Source organism: Marinobacter sp. AC-23, assembly GCF_001858325.1.
Classification (GTDB): Bacteria; Pseudomonadota; Gammaproteobacteria; order Pseudomonadales; family Oleiphilaceae; genus Marinobacter.
The window spans coordinates 103,229-120,381 of sequence record NZ_MBPP01000078.1; the positions used below are offsets into that span (position 1 = coordinate 103,229).

Genomic DNA, 17,153 nt, shown 5'->3' on the forward strand with positions numbered 1-17,153 from the left:
TCAGCCTGAGCAGCCCGTGGTTCTGGGAATCATCATACTGGTTGTGCAGGCTTGAGATCATTTCGGCCTGCGATCACCCTCCATGATTTTGGCCACGAAAACAGATTTTCCGTAGGTTTCAAAAGACCATTTCATGGTGTCGGAAAGAACGCTCATAACCTCATCGTACTCACCGAAAATCTCTGTGCTCATGCGACCTGAAACGACTTCCAGGTTGGTTTTCTTCAACCGCTCGATGAGATCCCAGATCGGCTGTTTGTAGTCATCCTTCAGGGGATAACAGCTCAGTTGCACAGACAGGAACATAAATACCTCCAGTTTCTCTTTCTATGGTGTCAGTGTGCCATCTTATCCGCTCATGATACGCTGAACAGCGCCCACAGCTGAATGGGTCACCACTTTGTGACCAACACAAAATGATTTTATCACGACAGCGAGAACGGGTGCCGACAACATAAGACGGGAGAGATCAATGATTAACCTGACCATTAACGGACAAGAGCACGAGCTGGACGCTCCAGACAACATGCCGCTGCTCTGGGCCATTCGAGATGTTGTTGGCATGAAGGGCACCAAGTTTGGATGCGGCATAGCTCAGTGCGGTGCTTGCACCGTTCACCTGAACGGCGTAGCGATACGATCCTGCGTTACGCCGGTCTCCGCCGCGAAGGGTGAGATTACAACCATTGAGGCCATGGCCGACGATCCCGTTGGCCAGAAAGTCCAGCAGGCTTGGCTGGATTTGGGCGTGGCGCAATGCGGTTATTGCCAGGGTGGCCAAATCATGAACGCCACGGCGCTACTTAAGAAAACCCCAGCACCACAAACCCAGGAAATTGTCGATGCCATGGCGGGCAACCTGTGTCGGTGTGGCACCTACAATCGCATCCTGGCAGCTATTGAACGGGCCGCAGACAAAGAGGAGGCCAGCTCATGAGCCGATCAAACGACACGCTGTTACTCGCTAATGTCAGTCGTCGCGGTCTTTTGAAAGGATTGGCCGGGGGCTCTGCGCTTTTGTTAGCCGCCCGTTGGGATTTGGGACTGGCCAATGAACAGGCCCAGTTTGGCGCTGGCGCCATGCCCGGTGGCTGGATTGATAACCCCAATGTGTTTATCCACATAGATTCCGACGGTCTGGTCACCATCTTCAACAATCGTGCCGAAATGGGACAGGGTATCCGTACAAGTTTGGCCATGGTGGCTGCCGATGAGTTGGGTGCCGACTGGGATCAGGCTCGGGCGCAGCAGGCGAATGCGGATCAAGACAAGTACGGCAACCAGAATACCGATGGCTCCCGTAGCATGCGCCACTGGTATGAGCCTATGCGACGGGCTGCAGCTGCGGCGAGACTGATGCTTGAGCAGGCCGCAGCCAATCAGTGGAATGTACCGGTACATGAGGTGCAAACCGGGATCCACAAGGTCGTGCATCCAGCCTCAGGCCGGGAACTTGGCTTTGGCGATCTTGCAGAAGCCGCGAGAGAGCTGGATGTCCCCGGTCGGGATGCCCTGGTTCTGAAGTCCGACAGCGAGCTGCGCTTTATCGGCAAGGAATCCGGCTGATCAACGGTGAACTGAAATCCGCCCACCCCAAAGCCATTGATGGTGAAGACATTGTCACCGGCAAGGCGATTTTTGGCGCCGATATCGACTTGGAGAATACCCTTTACGCGGTCGTGGCTCGTCCACCAGTCTACGGCGCCAAGGTGAAAAGTGTTGATGACGCCGATGCACTGAAAGTTGCCGGCGTCAAAAAGGTGATCCGCATAGAAGGTACTGGACAACCCGCAGCATTCAGTCCTCTTGGCGGCGTTGCCGTGGTGGCTACCAATACCTGGGCCGCTATGGAAGGCCGTAGGGCTCTGAAGATCGACTGGGATACTGCTCCGGCTGGCGACAATGCCGACTACACCTCAGATACTTACCGGAAGTCGCTTGAAAAGGCGGCGCAATCTCCCGGCAAAGTTATCCGCCAATCCGGCGATGTCGAGGCCGCCCTGCAAGAGGCCAAAAAGCGTGTGTCGGCAACCTACTATATGCCACACATGGCGCAGGCGCCCATGGAGCCGCCAGTGGCAGTAGTTAGGATCAAGGACGGCAAGGCCGAGGCCTGGGCACCGATTCAGAATCCGAGGGCGACCCGCGAGGGTATTGCCGGAATACTCGAGATGGACATGGAAAACGTGATCGTTCATCAGACCCTGCTTGGCGGTGGCTTCGGGCGTAAATCGAAGCCGGATTTCGTGATCGAGGCGGCCCGACTTGCGAAGGAGTTTGAGGGTCAGCCCATCAAACTTCAGTGGTCCCGCGAGGATGATATCAGCCATGCTTACTTCCATACGGCCTCGGTCGATCATCTGGAAGCCGGCCTGGATGAGGAAGGCAAAGCGACCTGCTGGCGCCACCGGACCCTGTCGCCCAGCATCACCTCGCTCTTTGCCCCGGATCCAAAGCATATAGCGGAATTTGAGCAGGGTATGGGTTTCAACACCATGCCATTCAGCATTCCCGCTATCAGGCTGGAAAACCCGCCTGCGCCTGCGCATGTTCGCATCGGGTGGTTTCGTTCAGTCTACAATCTGCCCCATGCCTGGGCGATTCAGAGTTTTGCGCATGAAATGGCCGTGGCGGCCGGCAAGGATCACCGGGACTATGTTCTGGATCTGCTTGGGCCGGATCGGAAAATTCACAATCTGACCGTCGGCGATGGCTGGAACTACGGTGAGGATCCGGACATGTACCCGATAGACGTGGGCCGGATGCGCCGAGTGATTGAGCGCGCCACTGAAGAGGCAGGCTGGGGGCGCAAGACTGGAAAGGGGCGTGGCTTGGGCCTTGCCTTTCACCACAGTTTTGTCTCTTACACCGCCGTTGTCTTTGATGTGGAAGTAGACGATAAGGGCGAACTGACCATTCATCGGGCGGACATTGCCTTCGACTGTGGGCCCCAGGTCAATCCGGAACGAATTCGGTCGCAGATGGAGGGTTCCTGCGTGATGGGTATTGGTGTCGCCCTGCAAAGCGAGGTGTCGTTCAAGGATGGCGTTGCTCAGCAGGATAACTTTGACCGCTACCTGATCCCACGCATGCCGGACGCGCCGAAAGTAGTCAGGGTGCACCTGATCGACAATCCCGGGGACGCCATGGGCGGTGTCGGCGAACCCGGCTTGCCGCCGGTTGCTCCGGCATTGTGCAATGCTATCTACGCTGCTACGGGGAAACGTATCCGGCGCCTCCCTGTCGGCAACCAGCTGAGCTAACGCCTACGCAGCACCTCTATCCTCTCATGATGCCTGGTTAGTAGCCCATGGCGGAGGAGGTGCTGCGCCTCGGATCTGCGCCACCGTACAGGGTGCCGTCTTCTCCGATCATAATACTCTGAATGGCCCCCATAGCCGAGTTGGTCACCACCTTATGGCCGCGGTTTTCCAGTAACCGTATGGTGTCTGGGCTGATGCCTTGTTCAATGCGGATTTCATCTGGCAGCCACTGATGATGAATGCGGGGTGCGCTGACGGCGGTTTGTATGTTCATGTCGTGGTCAATCACGTTCATGATTACCTGTAAGGTGGTGGTGATTATGCGTGAGCCTCCCGGACTACCGGTCACCAAAAAATTACGGTCATCTTTGCGCACAATAGTGGGCGACATGGAGCTGAGCATGCGCTTGCCGGGTTCCACTTTATTGGCCTCGCCACCGATCAAACCGTAAGCATTAGGCACGCCTGGCTTGGCGCTGAAATCATCCATTTCATTATTGAGCAGAAAGCCGGCGCCTTGCACGGTAATGCCTGAACCGTAGCTGAAGTTTATGGTGTAGGTGTTCGATACGGCATTGCCCCACTTGTCGACCACCGAAAAATGTGTGGTTTCCGGGCTTTCGTAGCCTGGGGGCTGGCCGGGGCCGATTTCGCCAGCAGGGCGGGCTTTATCAGGCTTGATGTCTTGTCGCAATTCTTCAGCGTAAAGTTTGCTGGTCAGGCCTTTCAAGGGCACGTCTACATAATCTGTGTCGCCCAAGTACTCTGAGCGGTCGGCATAGGCCAGCTTCATGGCTTCGGCCATGTAGTGAATCGTGTCAGCCGAGTTGTGGCCAAGTTCCGAGATAGGGTAGCCCTCAAGGATATTCAGGATTTGCACAATGTGCGTGCCACCAGAGGAGGGCGGTGACATGGAAAAGATATCGTAGCCCCGGTAGCTTCCATGCACTGGGGCCCGCACAACCGGCTGGTAGCCTTCAAGATCCTGCTGTGTAATGAGGCCGCCGTGCCTTTCCATTTCTTCAACAATCAGTTGTGCGGTTTCGCCCTGGTAAAAGCCTTTCACGCCTTCATCGGCAATGCGCTGCAGGGTGGCTGCTAGTTCTGGTTGGCGAAAGCGCTCGCCGGCTTGCCAGGCGGAGCCATCTTCTTTGTAAAACGTTGCCTGAGTTGCAGGCCAGCGCTGAAGCCTTTCCCGCGCTTGCTCAAGCCCTTCACTAAAGCGTTGAGGAACAATAAAGCCATCTTTGGCGAGTTTGATGGCCGGTGCCAGTGCCTGTTTCAATGGTAGGGTGCCGTGGCGATCCAGAGCCATGGCAAGGCCGGCCACTGTGCCGGGAACGCCTGCAGCCAGGTGGGTAAATCGGCTGCGGTTCTTCACCACTTCCCCGGATTCATCCTGGTACATGGTTTCGGTGGCACCTGTGGGTGCTTTTTCCCGGTAATCTATGGCTTCTGGTTCAGAGCCGTCGCCTTTTGATATCAGCATAAAGCCACCCCCGCCGATATTTCCGGATCTTGGCTGGGTGACCGCCAGCGCGAACCCGGCGGTAACTGCAGCATCCACCGCGTTGCCGCCATTTTCCAGTACCTTTAGTGCCACCTCCGTGGCCAGGGTGTGGCTGGTTGCTACCATGCCATGGCTGGCACTGGCAGGGTGAAATCGTTCGCCCTCAAGAATAGCTTGGCTAAAAACTGGCATTGCCAGGGTTGAAAGGCATAGGCTCAGTGTTAGCGCGCGTAAAGCGCCTGAGCGCCCAGTGAGTCGGGTTTTCCGTGGTTGCTGGTGTAGGCCTCTGTCCATGTCTCTGCTCCTCGTTTCTAATGTCCATATAGCTATAGTAGCCCGTCATTTTATAGGGTGCGTACCGCCAACCTTGTGGTTTTTCTCGGCTACCGCTTTCAGCGATGGTTCCCGGCGCATCTGCTTTCCCGTTTGTCAGTTAAGGAAAGGCTTTCATGGAGCATACCTACCGTCTTGTGATTTCCTGCCCGGATGGGGTTGGAATTGTCGCTAAGGTGAGTAATTTTCTGTCCACCTATAATGGCTGGATAACCGAAGCAAGCCATCACTCCGACACGCATAGTGGCTGGTTTTTTATGCGTCACGAAATCAAGGCGGAGTCTATCCCGTTTGGCCTTGAGCAATTCCGCGCCGCATTTGCACCAATTGCCCGTGAATTCGATATGCACTGGCATATCGCCGATTCGGCCCAGCCCAAAAAAGTGATTTTAATGTGCAGCAAGGAGTCCCATTGTGTGGCCGACCTTCTGTACCGCTGGCACAGCAACGAAATTAACGCAGACATTGTTGCGGTTATCTCTAACCACGACGACTTGCGCCGTATGGTGGAATGGCATGACATCCCGTACCACCACATTCCGGTAGGCAAGGATAACCGTGAAGAAGCGTTTGCTCACATCGACGAGCTTTTTGAAAAATATGAAGTCGATGTTGTGGTGCTTGCGCGCTATATGCAGATTTTGCCTGCGGAACTTTGTGCAAAGCACTCGGGCAAGGTGATCAATATTCACCACAGCTTTCTGCCTTCTTTTGCCGGAGCACGGCCATACCACCAGGCTTATGGCCGTGGGGTGAAGCTGATCGGTGCTACCTGCCATTATGTGACCCAGGATCTTGATGAAGGGCCGATTATTGAGCAGGACGTTATTCGTATCACCCACAGTGACACCATCGAAAACATGGTGCGCCTCGGTAAGGATGTGGAAAAAAATGTTCTCGCTCGGGGATTACGCTCTCATATCGAGGATCGCGTGATCACCCACGAAAACAAGACCGTGGTATTTGATTAAGGCTGCCTCACAGATGCCCCTGTAAGGGCGCGACTGTGGTAGAATCGGCGGCTTGATGAAGAATAAATACGGGGCCAGAAAACGGCCCTGAAACGACTTCCAGATAACGCAAAGGAACCTTTCTCGATGGGTGAATTAGCCAAAGAGATCCTGCCGGTCAATATTGAAGATGAACTGAAGCAGTCTTACCTGGATTACGCCATGAGCGTAATCGTGGGGCGAGCGCTTCCGGACGTGCGGGATGGCCTCAAGCCGGTTCACCGTCGTGTTCTGTTCGCAATGTCCGAACTGAACAACGACTGGAACAAGGCCTACAAGAAGTCTGCCCGTGTGGTGGGTGATGTTATTGGTAAATACCATCCACACGGTGACTCTGCTGTTTATGACACTATCGTTCGTATGGCTCAGCCATTCTCCCTGCGTTATCCGCTGGTAGACGGTCAGGGCAACTTCGGTTCTATCGATGGCGATAACGCAGCAGCCATGCGTTATACCGAAATCCGCATGAAGAAGATTGCACACTCTTTGCTGGCGGATCTCGAGAAAGAAACCGTAGACTTTGTCGATAACTATGACGGCACAGAGCGCATTCCCGAAGTAATGCCTACCCGGGTTCCTAACCTGCTGGTGAATGGCTCCTCCGGTATTGCCGTGGGCATGGCGACTAATATCCCGCCCCACAACCTGACTGAAGTGGTTCGTGGCTGCCTGGCGCTGATTGATAATCCGGATCTTACCTGCGATGAACTGATGGAGTTTATCCCGGGCCCGGATTTCCCGACCGAGGCATTATCAACGGTCGTGCCGGCATTGTTGAAGCCTATCGTACGGGTCGTGGTCGTATTTATATTCGTGCTCGCCACGAGATTGAAACCGACAAGAAGACCAACCGTGACGCCATCATCATCACCGAGTTGCCTTACCAGCTTAATAAAGCTCGCCTGATCGAAAAGATCGCCGAGTTGGTGAAGGAAAAACGCCTGGAAGGCATCACCGAGCTGCGGGATGAGTCCAACAAGGAAGGTATCCGTGTTTTTATAGAACTTCGTCGCGGCGAAAACCCGGAAGTTGTGGTCAACAATCTGTTTAAGCATACCCAGCTACAGACAGTGTTCGGTATCAACATGGTTGCGCTGATCAACGGCGAGCCAAGAATTCTCAATCTCAAAGAAATGCTGGACGCGTTCGTGCGTCACCGCCGTGAAGTTGTAACCCGCCGTACGCTTTTTGAGCTGCGTAAAGCCCGCGAGCGGGGTCATATTCTTGAAGGCCTGACCGTCGCACTGGCTAACATCGATGAGATGATCGAGCTGATCAAAGCTTCCCCGAGTTCTTTGGAAGCCAAAGAAAAGCTGATGGCCCAAGGCTGGGCACCCGGTAATGTGATGGCAATGCTTGAGCGTGCTGGCGAAGATGCCTGCCGCCCAGACGATCTGCCGGAAATCTATGGCCTGCGTGATGGCCTGTACTATATGTCCCCGGAACAGACCCAGGCTATCCTGGATATGCGTCTGCACCGCCTGACAGGTCTGGAGACTGAAAAGCTCCAGAACGAGTACAAGGAAATTCTTGAGAAAATCGCGGGTCTGCTGGAAATTCTGGGCGACCCGGATCGCTTGATGCAGGTTATCCGTGAAGAGTTGGAAGCCGTAGTAGAAGAGTTCGGTGACGAGCGCCGTACCGAAATAACCAGCTCCCAGCGCGATCTTACGATTGCCGATCTGATTGATGAAGAAGAGCTTGTTGTCACCATTTCCCACAGCGGTTATGCGAAGACCCAGGCGGTAGAAGACTATCAGGCCCAGCGCCGTGGTGGCCGTGGTAAAGCCGCGACATCCATGAAAGACGAAGACTTCGTTGAGAAGCTGCTGGTTGCCAACTCCCACGACACCATTCTGTGCTTCTCTAACCGGGGCAAAGTTTACTGGTTGCGTGTGTTTGAGATCCCCCGTGCCAGCCGCGCTTCCCGTGGCCGGCCGATGGTGAATATTCTGCCCCTGGATGAAGGTGAGCGCATCACAACCTTCCTGCCAGTGCGGGATTACCCGGAAAACCAGTTTGTTCTGATGGCAACGTCTGCGGGCGTTGTTAAGAAAACACGTCTGCCGAACTTCTCGCGCCCACGCAGCAGTGGCCTGATTGCCTTGTCTCTGGACGAAGGCGACACGCTGATTGGCGCTGCGATCACCGAGGGTGATGCAGAGATTATGTTGTTCTCCACGGCAGGTAAGGCGGTTCGCTTTAATGAAGAAGCCGTTCGCCCCTTGAGCCGAACAGCTCGTGGTGTGCGTGGCATCAGAATGCCAGAGGGCCATCACGTGGTTTCCTTGATCATTCCTCAGGATGACGGTGTTATTCTGACAGCCAGTGAGAATGGTTATGGCAAGCGCACAGCGATTGATGAGTTCCCAACTTATGGTCGTGGTAGTCAGGGCGTTATTGCCATGCAGTGCTCTGAGCGTAACGGCAACCTGGTAACCGCGCTGCAGTTGTTCGAAGGCGACGAAATGATGCTGATTTCCGATAAGGGCACGCTGGTTCGTACCCGTACGGACGAAGTGTCGGTTCTTAGCCGGAACACTCAGGGCGTGCGTTTGATTAGGCTGAGCCAGGAAGACGAGCGCCTGGTAGGTGTGGAGCGAATAGCCGAAACCGACGATGATGATATCGAAGGTGTAGATATCGAAGGTGCAGATGTAGAAAGCGCAGATATCGAAGGCGAAGACGCTTCAACAGACGAAAGCGAAAACAACAGTCCGGAACAGGATGCTGGCGAGGAATAAGCCAGCACTGCCGAACACCGAATCCGCAAGACGTGAGAGATCGCAGGAACATGAGCAGGGCGTATAACTTTTGTGCAGGTCCGGCAACCTTGCCGGAAAGTGTGCTGGCACAGGCACGGGATGAAATGCTGGACTGGCGTGGCACGGGCATGTCGGTAATGGAAATGAGCCATCGTAGCGATGCGTTTGTAGAAATTGCTGAAACGGCCGAGCGAGATCTGCGTGAATTGGCCGGAGTATCAGATGATTACGCTGTACTCTTCATGCAAGGTGGAGCTTCCAGTCAGTTCTCCACAATTCCCTTGAACCTGCTTGGCGACAAAGCGTCTGCGGATTATGTGAACACCGGAATCTGGTCGAAGAAGGCCATTGCCGAGGCTAAGCGCTATGCGGATGTGAATGTGGTTGCCAGCTCGGAGGAGGGCGGCTTTGCCAGCATTCCGGATCAAGCGTCTTGGCAGACTCGTGCGGATGCGGCGTACCTGCATTACACGCCGAATGAAACCATCGGCGGCCTGGAATTTGATTTTGTTCCCGATAGCGCCAATGTGCCGCTGGTAGCGGATATGTCCTCTACCATGCTTTCGCGCCCGGTGGATATTTCAAAATTCGGGCTGATCTACGCCGGTGCTCAAAAGAATATCGGACCTCCGGGCTGGTTGTCGTCATTATTCGGAAAGACCTTCTGGGCAAAGCTCGCAAGGAAACGCCGACCATGATGAACTACCAGGTAATTGCGGATAACGGCTCCATGTACAACACGCCTGCGACATATTCTTGGTATCTCGCAGGTTTGGTATTCCAGTGGCTGAAAGCCCAGGGCGGTGTCAAAGCCATGGGTGAGACGAATCGCAGAAAAGCCGAAAAGCTTTACGGCTTCATCGATGCCAATGAGTTTTACGCCAACCCCATAGATCCACGCTACCGTTCCTGGATGAATATACCCTTTACGTTGCGGGATGATGCCCTCAACAGTGTCTTCCTTGAAGGTGCCGACGCCCGTGGGTTGTTAAACCTGGCGGGGCATCGCTCTGTGGGCGGCATGCGTGCCAGTATTTATAACGCCATGCCGGAATCCGGCGTGGATGCGCTGATTCAGTACATGACCGAATTTGCGAAGGAGCGGGGCTGATCATGAGCGATGAGCAGATCCGCCTCGGAGAACTCCGGGAAGAAATAGACAGCCTGGATCAGAAGATCATGGAGCTGATCAGTGCCCGTGCAAAATGCGCCCAGGAAGTGGCCCACGTGAAAATGGCTGCGAACCCTGAGCAGGACGTACTTTTCTATCGCCCGGAACGGGAAGCCCAAGTGCTGCGTCGCATCAAAGAGGCCAACCCCGGCCCTTTGCCCGGCGAGGAAATGGCTCGGCTGTTTCGTGAAATTATGTCGGCTTGCCTGGCGCTCGAAAAACCCATGCACATTGCCTTTCTGGGGCCTGTTGGCACCTTTACCCAGGCGGCTGCTCTCAAGCATTTTGGGCATTCTGTTGTCAGCGTGCCTTTGCCAGCGATTGATGCGGTTTTCCGTGAGGTAGAGTCTGGATCTGCGCATTATGGCGTGGTGCCGGTTGAGAACTCCACGGAAGGCATGGTCAGCCATACGCTTGATGTGTTCATGTTGTCCCCGCTGAAGATCTGCGGTGAAGTGCAGTTGAGGATTCATCATCATCTTCTGGTGTCGCCGGAGTCTCGGGATCAGGAAATAACCCGTATTTACTCGCATCAGCAATCGTTTGCCCAGTGCAGACAATGGCTGGATACCCATCGTTACGGTATTGAGAGAGTGACGGTCTCCAGCAACGCCGAAGCGGCGCTTCGGGCGGCCAAAGAACCAGGTGCCGCAGCGATTGCCGGCGATATGGCGGCAGAGCTTTATGGGTTGGAGAAGCTGGCCAACAGCATTGAAGACCGGCCAGACAACACTACACGGTTCCTGATTATCGGCCGCGAAGAAGTGCAGTCGAGCGGGCACGATAAATCATCGATTGTTGTTTCCATGAGAAACAAGCCGGGTGCGTTGTATCAATTGTTGGAGCCATTTCACCGCCATGGGGTCAGTCTTACGCGGCTTGAGACCAGACCCTCGACCAGTGGCACCTGGACTTATGTGTTCTATATAGATTTTGAAGGGCATATGGACGATGAGCAGGCACATAAAGTACTTGCTGAGGTAGAAGAAGAAGCCGTTGAACTCAAGCGATTGGGCTCCTATCCCATCGGTGTTCTCTAGTATTTAGCATGAGAGCCTGGCATCAAGTAGTTTAAGGAAGGTATATGGCCATTGATTATCAAAGCCTTGCTGTAGAGGGTGTTCAGGCGTTGTCTCCCTACCAGCCGGGTAAGCCAATCAGCGAGTTGGCCCGTGAGCTGGGTCTGGATCCGGCTGAGATTATCAAGCTTGCCAGCAATGAAAACCCTCTCGGCCCCAGCAAAAAGGTTACCGCAGCGATTGAAAGTGTGCTGGCAGATCTTTGCCTGTATCCCGATGGCAATGGATTTGATCTCAAGCAGAAACTGTCTGGGCGTCTTGATGTTGGCGCCGACCAGATCACCCTGGGGAATGGCTCAAACGACGTACTCGAAGTGATCGCCCGTTGCTTTGCAGATGCAGATTCCGAGATTGTGTTTTCCCAGTATGCGTTTGCGGTTTATCCGATCGTTACTCAGGCTATTGGCGCGAAAGCTGTTGCTGTGCCTGCCAAAGACTGGGGGCATGATCTGGATGCCATGGCTGCGGCCGTAACAGAACGCACCCGACTGATATTTGTAGCCAACCCGAACAACCCAACGGGAACCGTACATAACTCCAGTGCTATTGAGGCGTTTCTGGGCAAGATCCCTGAAAATGTGCTGGTGGTTCTGGATGAAGCCTACTGCGAGTATATGACAGGGGGTGAGGATCCCGACGGCGTTGCGCTATTAACCCGTTTCCCGAACTTGATTGTATGTCGTACGTTTTCTAAAGCGTGGGGGCTAGCCGCCCTGCGCGTAGGCTACAGCGTAAGCTCAGCGGCCGTTGCCGATATACTGAACCGTGTTCGCCAGCCTTTTAACGTAAGCTCCGTGGCACTTGCAGCCGCGACGGCGGTGCTGGATGACGAAGACTATCTGCAGCGTTCACGCGAGGTCAATGCCGCTGGACTGAAGCAGTTAGAAGAGGCCTTCGATCAGATGGGCCTCCGGTATATTCCCTCATCCGGTAATTTTGTGGCCGTTGAAGTAGGGCCTCAAGCCATGGGCGTTTACCAGGCTTTGCTGGCCCACGGAGTTATTGTGCGCCCCGTTGCGGGCTATGGCATGCCTAATCACCTTCGGGTATCTGTGGGCTTGCCTGCACAAAACGAGCATTTTATCGACGCGCTCGCAAAAGCGTTGGCAGCGGCAGGGCAGGGAGCCTGAAAGTGTCATTGCGCGAGCCGATTTTTCAGCGTATTGCCATTATTGGGCTAGGCCTGATTGGTGGCTCGCTAGCCAGTGCTATTCGTAAAAATAACTTGGCACGGGAAGTGGTTGGCGCCGATCAGCGTAAAGAAGATCTTTTGCTGGGGCAGTCCCTGGGCGTGATTGATACAATCGCGGACACGATCGCAGAAGCGGTGCGGGGCGCGGACCTTGTTGTGCTGGCTGTGCCGGTGCAGGCGGCCCGAAAAGTGCTGGAGGAAATACGCCCGCACCTTGCAGCAGACGCTATTCTTACCGACGTAGGCAGTACAAAGTCCGGTTTTGTGAAGGACATTGAAGCTGTCTTCGGCGAGTTTTTGCCCTGCATTATTCCGGGGCATCCCATTGCAGGGTCGGAGAGAAGCGGTATCCGCGCGGCCAATCCGGATCTGTTCAGTAACCACAAGGTCATACTGACTCCCCCTGATAATGTTAGCAGTGCGCATCTCGCCAAGCTGCAGGCCTTGTGGGAAGGCTGTGGCGCCACTGTACTCACCATGAGTGTGGCGTACCATGATGAGGTGCTGGCGGCGACCAGTCACCTGCCTCACCTGATTGCCTTCTCGCTGGTGGATACACTGGCTGGAGAGGATCAGAACATGGACATTTTCCGGTACGCTGCCGGCGGGTTCCGTGACTTCACCCGGATTGCCGCGAGCGACCCGGTTATGTGGCACGACATATTTCTTTCCAACCGCGACGCCGTTCTTCGGGTGATTGACCATTTCACCCACGATTTAGACCAGCTGCGCACGGCCATTGCAGAGCAAGATGGCGCCATGCTGTTGCGGGTATTCAGTCGCGCCAAAGCGGCGCGCGAACACTTTTCGAAAATGCTCTCAGGACAGGCTTACGTGACAAATAACAGTGAAAAGCAGGTAACGTTCCGTCTTCAGCCCGGTGGCTCAGTAACCGGCGATATCCGGGTGCCCGGGGACAAATCCATTTCCCACCGCTCAATTATGCTCGGCGCGCTTGCTGAGGGCGTAACCGAGGTGAAAGGCTTTCTGGAAGGTGAAGACAGCCTCGCAACGATACAGGCATTTCGGGATATGGGCGTGACTGTTGAGGGGCCAGACGAGGGCTTCGTTCGCATTCACGGTGTTGGCATGCATGGTTTGCAGGCACCCCGTGGCCCGATATACCTGGGCAATTCGGGCACTGGCATGCGGTTGTTTACCGGTTTACTTGCAGCGCAACCATTTGAGTCAGAGCTAACCGGCGATGCTAGCCTCTCTACCCGACCCATGAACAGGGTTGCTGATCCATTGCGGTCTATGGGTGCAGTTATCGATACGGCTGAGGGCGGACGTCCGCCGCTAAAAATTCGCGGTAGCCAAAGTAAGAAGCTTACGGGTATTCACTACGATATGCCGATGGCCAGCGCCCAGGTTAAATCCTGCCTGCTGCTTGCCGGCCTGTATGCAGAAGGCACCACGTCTGTTACTGAGCCGGCGCCGACTCGGGATCACACCGAGCGCATGCTGACTGGCTTTGGCTATAAAGTAGAACGCGACGGCCCAACTGCCAGCGTAACTGGCGGTGGAAAGCTGACGGCCAATGCCATCGATGTTCCTTCAGATATATCATCGGCCGCTTTCTTCTTGGTTGGCGCCAGCATTGCGCCGGGTTCCGACCTGATTTTGCGCCATGTGGGTATGAACGCCACACGTGTAGGCGTTATCAACATTCTGCGGTTGATGGGCGCAAATATTGAAATCATGGCTGAGCGTGAAATTGGCGGCGAGCCGGTTGCCGATTTACGCGTTCGCTCCGCTGAGCTCAAGGGTATTAGTATCCCGGAAGATCAGGTGCCCCTGGCCATCGACGAGTTCCCGGTATTGTTTATTGCGGCCGCTTGCGCCACAGGTCGTACGGTTCTTACCGGTGCTGAGGAGCTGCGGGTAAAAGAAAGTGATCGCATTCAGGTAATGGCAGATGGCCTGGCCACATTGGGCGTTGAAACCACAGTGACAGAAGATGGCATTGTTATTGAGGGTGGGCAGACCATTAAAGGCGGCTCTGTGTATAGCCATGGCGACCACCGTATTGCCATGTCTTTTGCGATCGCCTCGTTGCGAGCCACCGATGAGATTGAAATAAGCGATTGCGCTGTTGTAGCGACATCTTTTCCAGGCTTTGTAGAACTTGCGCGAGGAACAGGTATTCATATTTCAGCCGAAGATTCAGAACCGCACGCGAAGCAGGGAGCGAATTAATGGTGAAAAATAGCGTGCCAGTCATTGCAGTTGATGGCCCTGGCGGTTCAGGTAAAGGCACGGTCACTCAGATGCTGGCTAAAAAGCTGGGTTGGCACCTTCTGGACAGCGGTGCACTCTATCGGTTGACCGCTCTTGCAGCCATACGCCAAAATGTATCGCTGGATGATGAGGATGCCCTGGTGCGTGTTGCTGCGTCGCTGGATGTAGCTTTCGAGCCAACGCCGGAAGGCGAGCCTGCCAAAGTGATTCTGGCGGGAGAGGATGTTACTGGTGATATTCGCATGGAAACCTGTGGTAATAACGCATCACGCATTGCTGTGATGCAGCCGGTTCGAGATGCGCTTTTGCAGCGCCAGCGTGATTTTCAGCAGAAGCCCGGGTTGGTTGCTGATGGCCGCGATATGGGCACGGTTGTGTTTCCGGATGCACCCGTTAAAATTTTTCTGACAGCCAGTGCCGAAGAGCGTGCACGCCGACGCTTCAGCCAGTTGATGGCAGCCGGTGTCGATGTTAGTATTGACGCCGTTTTAGAGGAGATACGGGTTCGTGATGAGCGAGATATGAATCGCTCCGCAGCCCCTCTCAAGCCAGCAGATGATGCGCAAGTCATTGATTCTACGGGTTTGAGTATACAGGAGGTGTTAGACAGGTGTATGGCAGCAGCAGGCCAGACCTGACTACACCTTTTTGTCGTTGAAATGCCGGAAACAGCGAAATTTGCCAGCCGCTGGCTGATTCCGGAATTTATTAACAGACCGTGTTGCTGGCGGCACGGAGCATACTTGCATTGAACCTATAGGACTCATAATGAGCGAGAGCTTTGCGGATCTTTTTGAAGAAAGCCTAAAAGAAATTGACATGAAACCAGGTTCCATCGTCCAGGGAACTGTAGTTGATGTTGATAGCGACTGGGTCACAGTTAACGCCGGGCTGAAGTCCGAAGGTGTTATCCCCGCCTCCCAGTTCCTGAATGAAAAAGGCGAGTTAGAAGTAGCTATCGGCGACGTTGTCGACGTAGCACTGGATGCAGTAGAAGATGGTTTCGGTGAAACCCGTCTTTCCCGTGAAAAAGCCAAGCGGGCAGAATCTTGGAAGGTACTCGAGAAGTCCTTCGAAGCTGAAGAAGTGGTCAAAGGTATTATTAACGGCAAGGTCAAAGGTGGTTTCACCGTTGATCTGGCTGGTATTCGTGCGTTCCTGCCAGGCTCACTGGTAGACGTTCGTCCGGTTCGCGACACCGCGCACCTGGAGAACAAAGAGCTCGAGTTCAAGGTTATCAAGCTGGACCAGAAGCGTAACAACGTGGTTGTTTCTCGCCGCGCCGTACTGGAAGCTGAAAACAGCGCCGAGCGTGAAGCTCTGCTCGAAACCCTGACTGAAGGTCTGTCAATCAAGGGTATTGTCAAGAACCTGACCGACTACGGCGCGTTCGTAGATCTGGGCGGTGTTGACGGCCTGCTACACATTACCGATATGGCCTGGAAGCGCATCAAGCATCCTAGCGAAATCGTGAATGTTGGCGATGAGATCAACGTTAAGGTTCTGAAGTTCGACCGTGAGCGTAACCGCGTATCTCTGGGTCTGAAGCAGCTGGGCGAAGATCCCTGGGTTGATATCAAAGGTCGTTACCCGGAAAGCACTCGGGTTACAGCCCGCGTAACCAACCTGACCGATTACGGCTGCTTTGCTGAGCTGGAAGAGGGTGTTGAAGGTCTGGTTCACGTATCCGAAATGGATTGGACCAACAAGAACATCCATCCTTCTAAAGTCGTGAATGTTGGCGACGAAGTGGAAGTGATGATTCTGGATATCGATGAAGAGCGTCGTCGTATCTCCCTGGGTATCAAGCAGTGTGTATCCAACCCATGGGAAGACTTCTCCGGCAACTTCAACAAGGGCGACCGCATCTCCGGTAAGATCAAGTCAATCACTGACTTTGGTATCTTTATCGGTCTGGACGGTGGCATCGATGGTCTGGTTCACCTGTCAGACATCAGCTGGAACGAAACAGGCGAAGAAGCGGTTCGTGAATACAAGAAGGGCGACGATGTTGACACCGTTATCCTGTCTGTAGATCCCGAGCGTGAGCGCATCTCCCTGGGTATCAAGCAGCTCGAAAGCGATCCGTTCGCCGAGTTTGTTCAGCTGAACGACAAAGGCTCCATCGTTAAGGCACTGTTTCTGCTGTTGATGCGAAATCAGCTACCATCGCTCTGAACGAAGAAGTTGAAGCTGTACTGAAAGCCTCTGAAATCAGCCGTGATCGTGTAGAAGACGCGCGTAACGCTCTGAAAGAAGGCGAAGAAGTCGAAGCGAAGATCATCAGCATCGATCGTAAAAACCGCATTATCAACCTGTCTGTTAAGTCTAAAGACGTAGAAGACGACAAACAGGCTCTTGATACCGTGCGTACTAAAACTGCAGAATCTTCCTCTAGTGCGACCACCATTGGTGATCTCATCAAGGAACAAATGCAGCAGCAAAACGCCAACAAGGACTAATCTCCGGTTGGTACGAAAAAAAACGGGCTCTAAGAGCCCGTTTTTTTTTGTGTTTTTTTTTGATTTGGCTAAACTACAGGAGTGGGAATTCGGCAATCATTGACCGAATAAATAAGAAACGAGGGAA

9 protein-coding genes and 4 pseudogenes are annotated in these 17,153 nt (G+C 54.2%); 11 read left to right on the forward strand and 2 right to left on the reverse strand.

The features are described 5' to 3' along the window. Nucleotides 1–57: 57 nt before the first annotated feature. Nucleotides 58–306: a YkoF family thiamine/hydroxymethylpyrimidine-binding protein gene (locus tag BCA33_RS18585; protein ID WP_071268175.1), complete on the reverse strand. Its 249-nt coding sequence runs from the start codon at nt 304–306 to the stop codon at nt 58–60. A gap of 166 nt (nt 307–472) precedes the next feature. Here BCA33_RS18585 and BCA33_RS18590 point away from each other — a divergent pair, with 166 nt between their 5' ends. Together BCA33_RS18590 and BCA33_RS18595 are read left to right on the forward strand one after the other, a co-directional pair. Next, on the forward strand, nt 473–937 hold the full coding sequence (locus BCA33_RS18590) for a (2Fe-2S)-binding protein (protein WP_071268177.1): 465 nt from the start codon (nt 473–475) through the stop codon (nt 935–937). Further along, nucleotides 934–3,263, forward strand: a pseudogene (locus BCA33_RS18595) (molybdopterin cofactor-binding domain-containing protein). Before BCA33_RS18590 ends, BCA33_RS18595 begins: the two are co-directional and overlap by 4 nt. Nucleotides 3,264–3,300: 37 nt before the next feature. Here the strand turns inward: BCA33_RS18595 and ggt are convergent. After that, nucleotides 3,301–5,067, reverse strand: coding sequence for a gamma-glutamyltransferase (ggt, locus tag BCA33_RS18600; RefSeq protein ID WP_071268179.1), 1,767 nt, complete (start codon nt 5,065–5,067; stop codon nt 3,301–3,303). 155 nt (nt 5,068–5,222) lie between these two features. Between ggt and purU the strand changes: the two genes are divergently transcribed. The 9 genes and pseudogenes from purU to rpsA all read left to right on the forward strand — a co-directional run bounded on the left by purU (nt 5,223) and on the right by rpsA (nt 17,026). Beyond that, on the forward strand, nt 5,223–6,077 hold the full coding sequence (purU, locus tag BCA33_RS18605; RefSeq protein WP_071268181.1) for a formyltetrahydrofolate deformylase: 855 nt from the start codon (nt 5,223–5,225) through the stop codon (nt 6,075–6,077). A 279-nt stretch (nt 6,078–6,356) separates the two neighbouring features. Beyond that, a pseudogene (locus tag BCA33_RS18610) lies at nt 6,357–8,053 on the forward strand (DNA topoisomerase (ATP-hydrolyzing)); the annotation flags it as partial. A 3-nt stretch (nt 8,054–8,056) separates the two neighbouring features. Further along, complete coding sequence (locus BCA33_RS22950; protein WP_368087272.1) at nt 8,057–8,860, forward strand: DNA gyrase C-terminal beta-propeller domain-containing protein; 804 nt, start codon at nt 8,057–8,059, stop codon at nt 8,858–8,860. A gap of 50 nt (nt 8,861–8,910) precedes the next feature. After that, nucleotides 8,911–9,992: pseudogene (serC, locus tag BCA33_RS18615) on the forward strand (3-phosphoserine/phosphohydroxythreonine transaminase). 2 nt (nt 9,993–9,994) lie between these two features. Further along, nucleotides 9,995–11,092, forward strand: a complete 1,098-nt coding sequence (gene pheA / locus BCA33_RS18620) for a prephenate dehydratase (protein WP_071268183.1) — start codon at nt 9,995–9,997, stop codon at nt 11,090–11,092. Between the two features lie 44 nt (nt 11,093–11,136). After that, nucleotides 11,137–12,261, forward strand: coding sequence for a histidinol-phosphate transaminase (gene hisC, locus BCA33_RS18625; RefSeq protein ID WP_071268185.1), 1,125 nt, complete (start codon nt 11,137–11,139; stop codon nt 12,259–12,261). A gap of 2 nt (nt 12,262–12,263) precedes the next feature. Then, nucleotides 12,264–14,522: a bifunctional prephenate dehydrogenase/3-phosphoshikimate 1-carboxyvinyltransferase gene (locus BCA33_RS18630; protein WP_071268187.1), complete on the forward strand. Its 2,259-nt coding sequence runs from the start codon at nt 12,264–12,266 to the stop codon at nt 14,520–14,522. After that, the gene (gene cmk / locus BCA33_RS18635) at nt 14,522–15,202 is read left to right on the forward strand and encodes a (d)CMP kinase (protein ID WP_071268189.1); all 681 of its coding nucleotides are present in this window, start codon (nt 14,522–14,524) and stop codon (nt 15,200–15,202) included. The genes BCA33_RS18630 and cmk overlap by 1 nt, the downstream gene beginning before the upstream one ends. A 130-nt stretch (nt 15,203–15,332) precedes the next feature. Further along, nucleotides 15,333–17,026: pseudogene (gene rpsA / locus BCA33_RS18640) on the forward strand (30S ribosomal protein S1). The last annotated feature ends 127 nt before the right edge of the window (nt 17,027–17,153 follow it).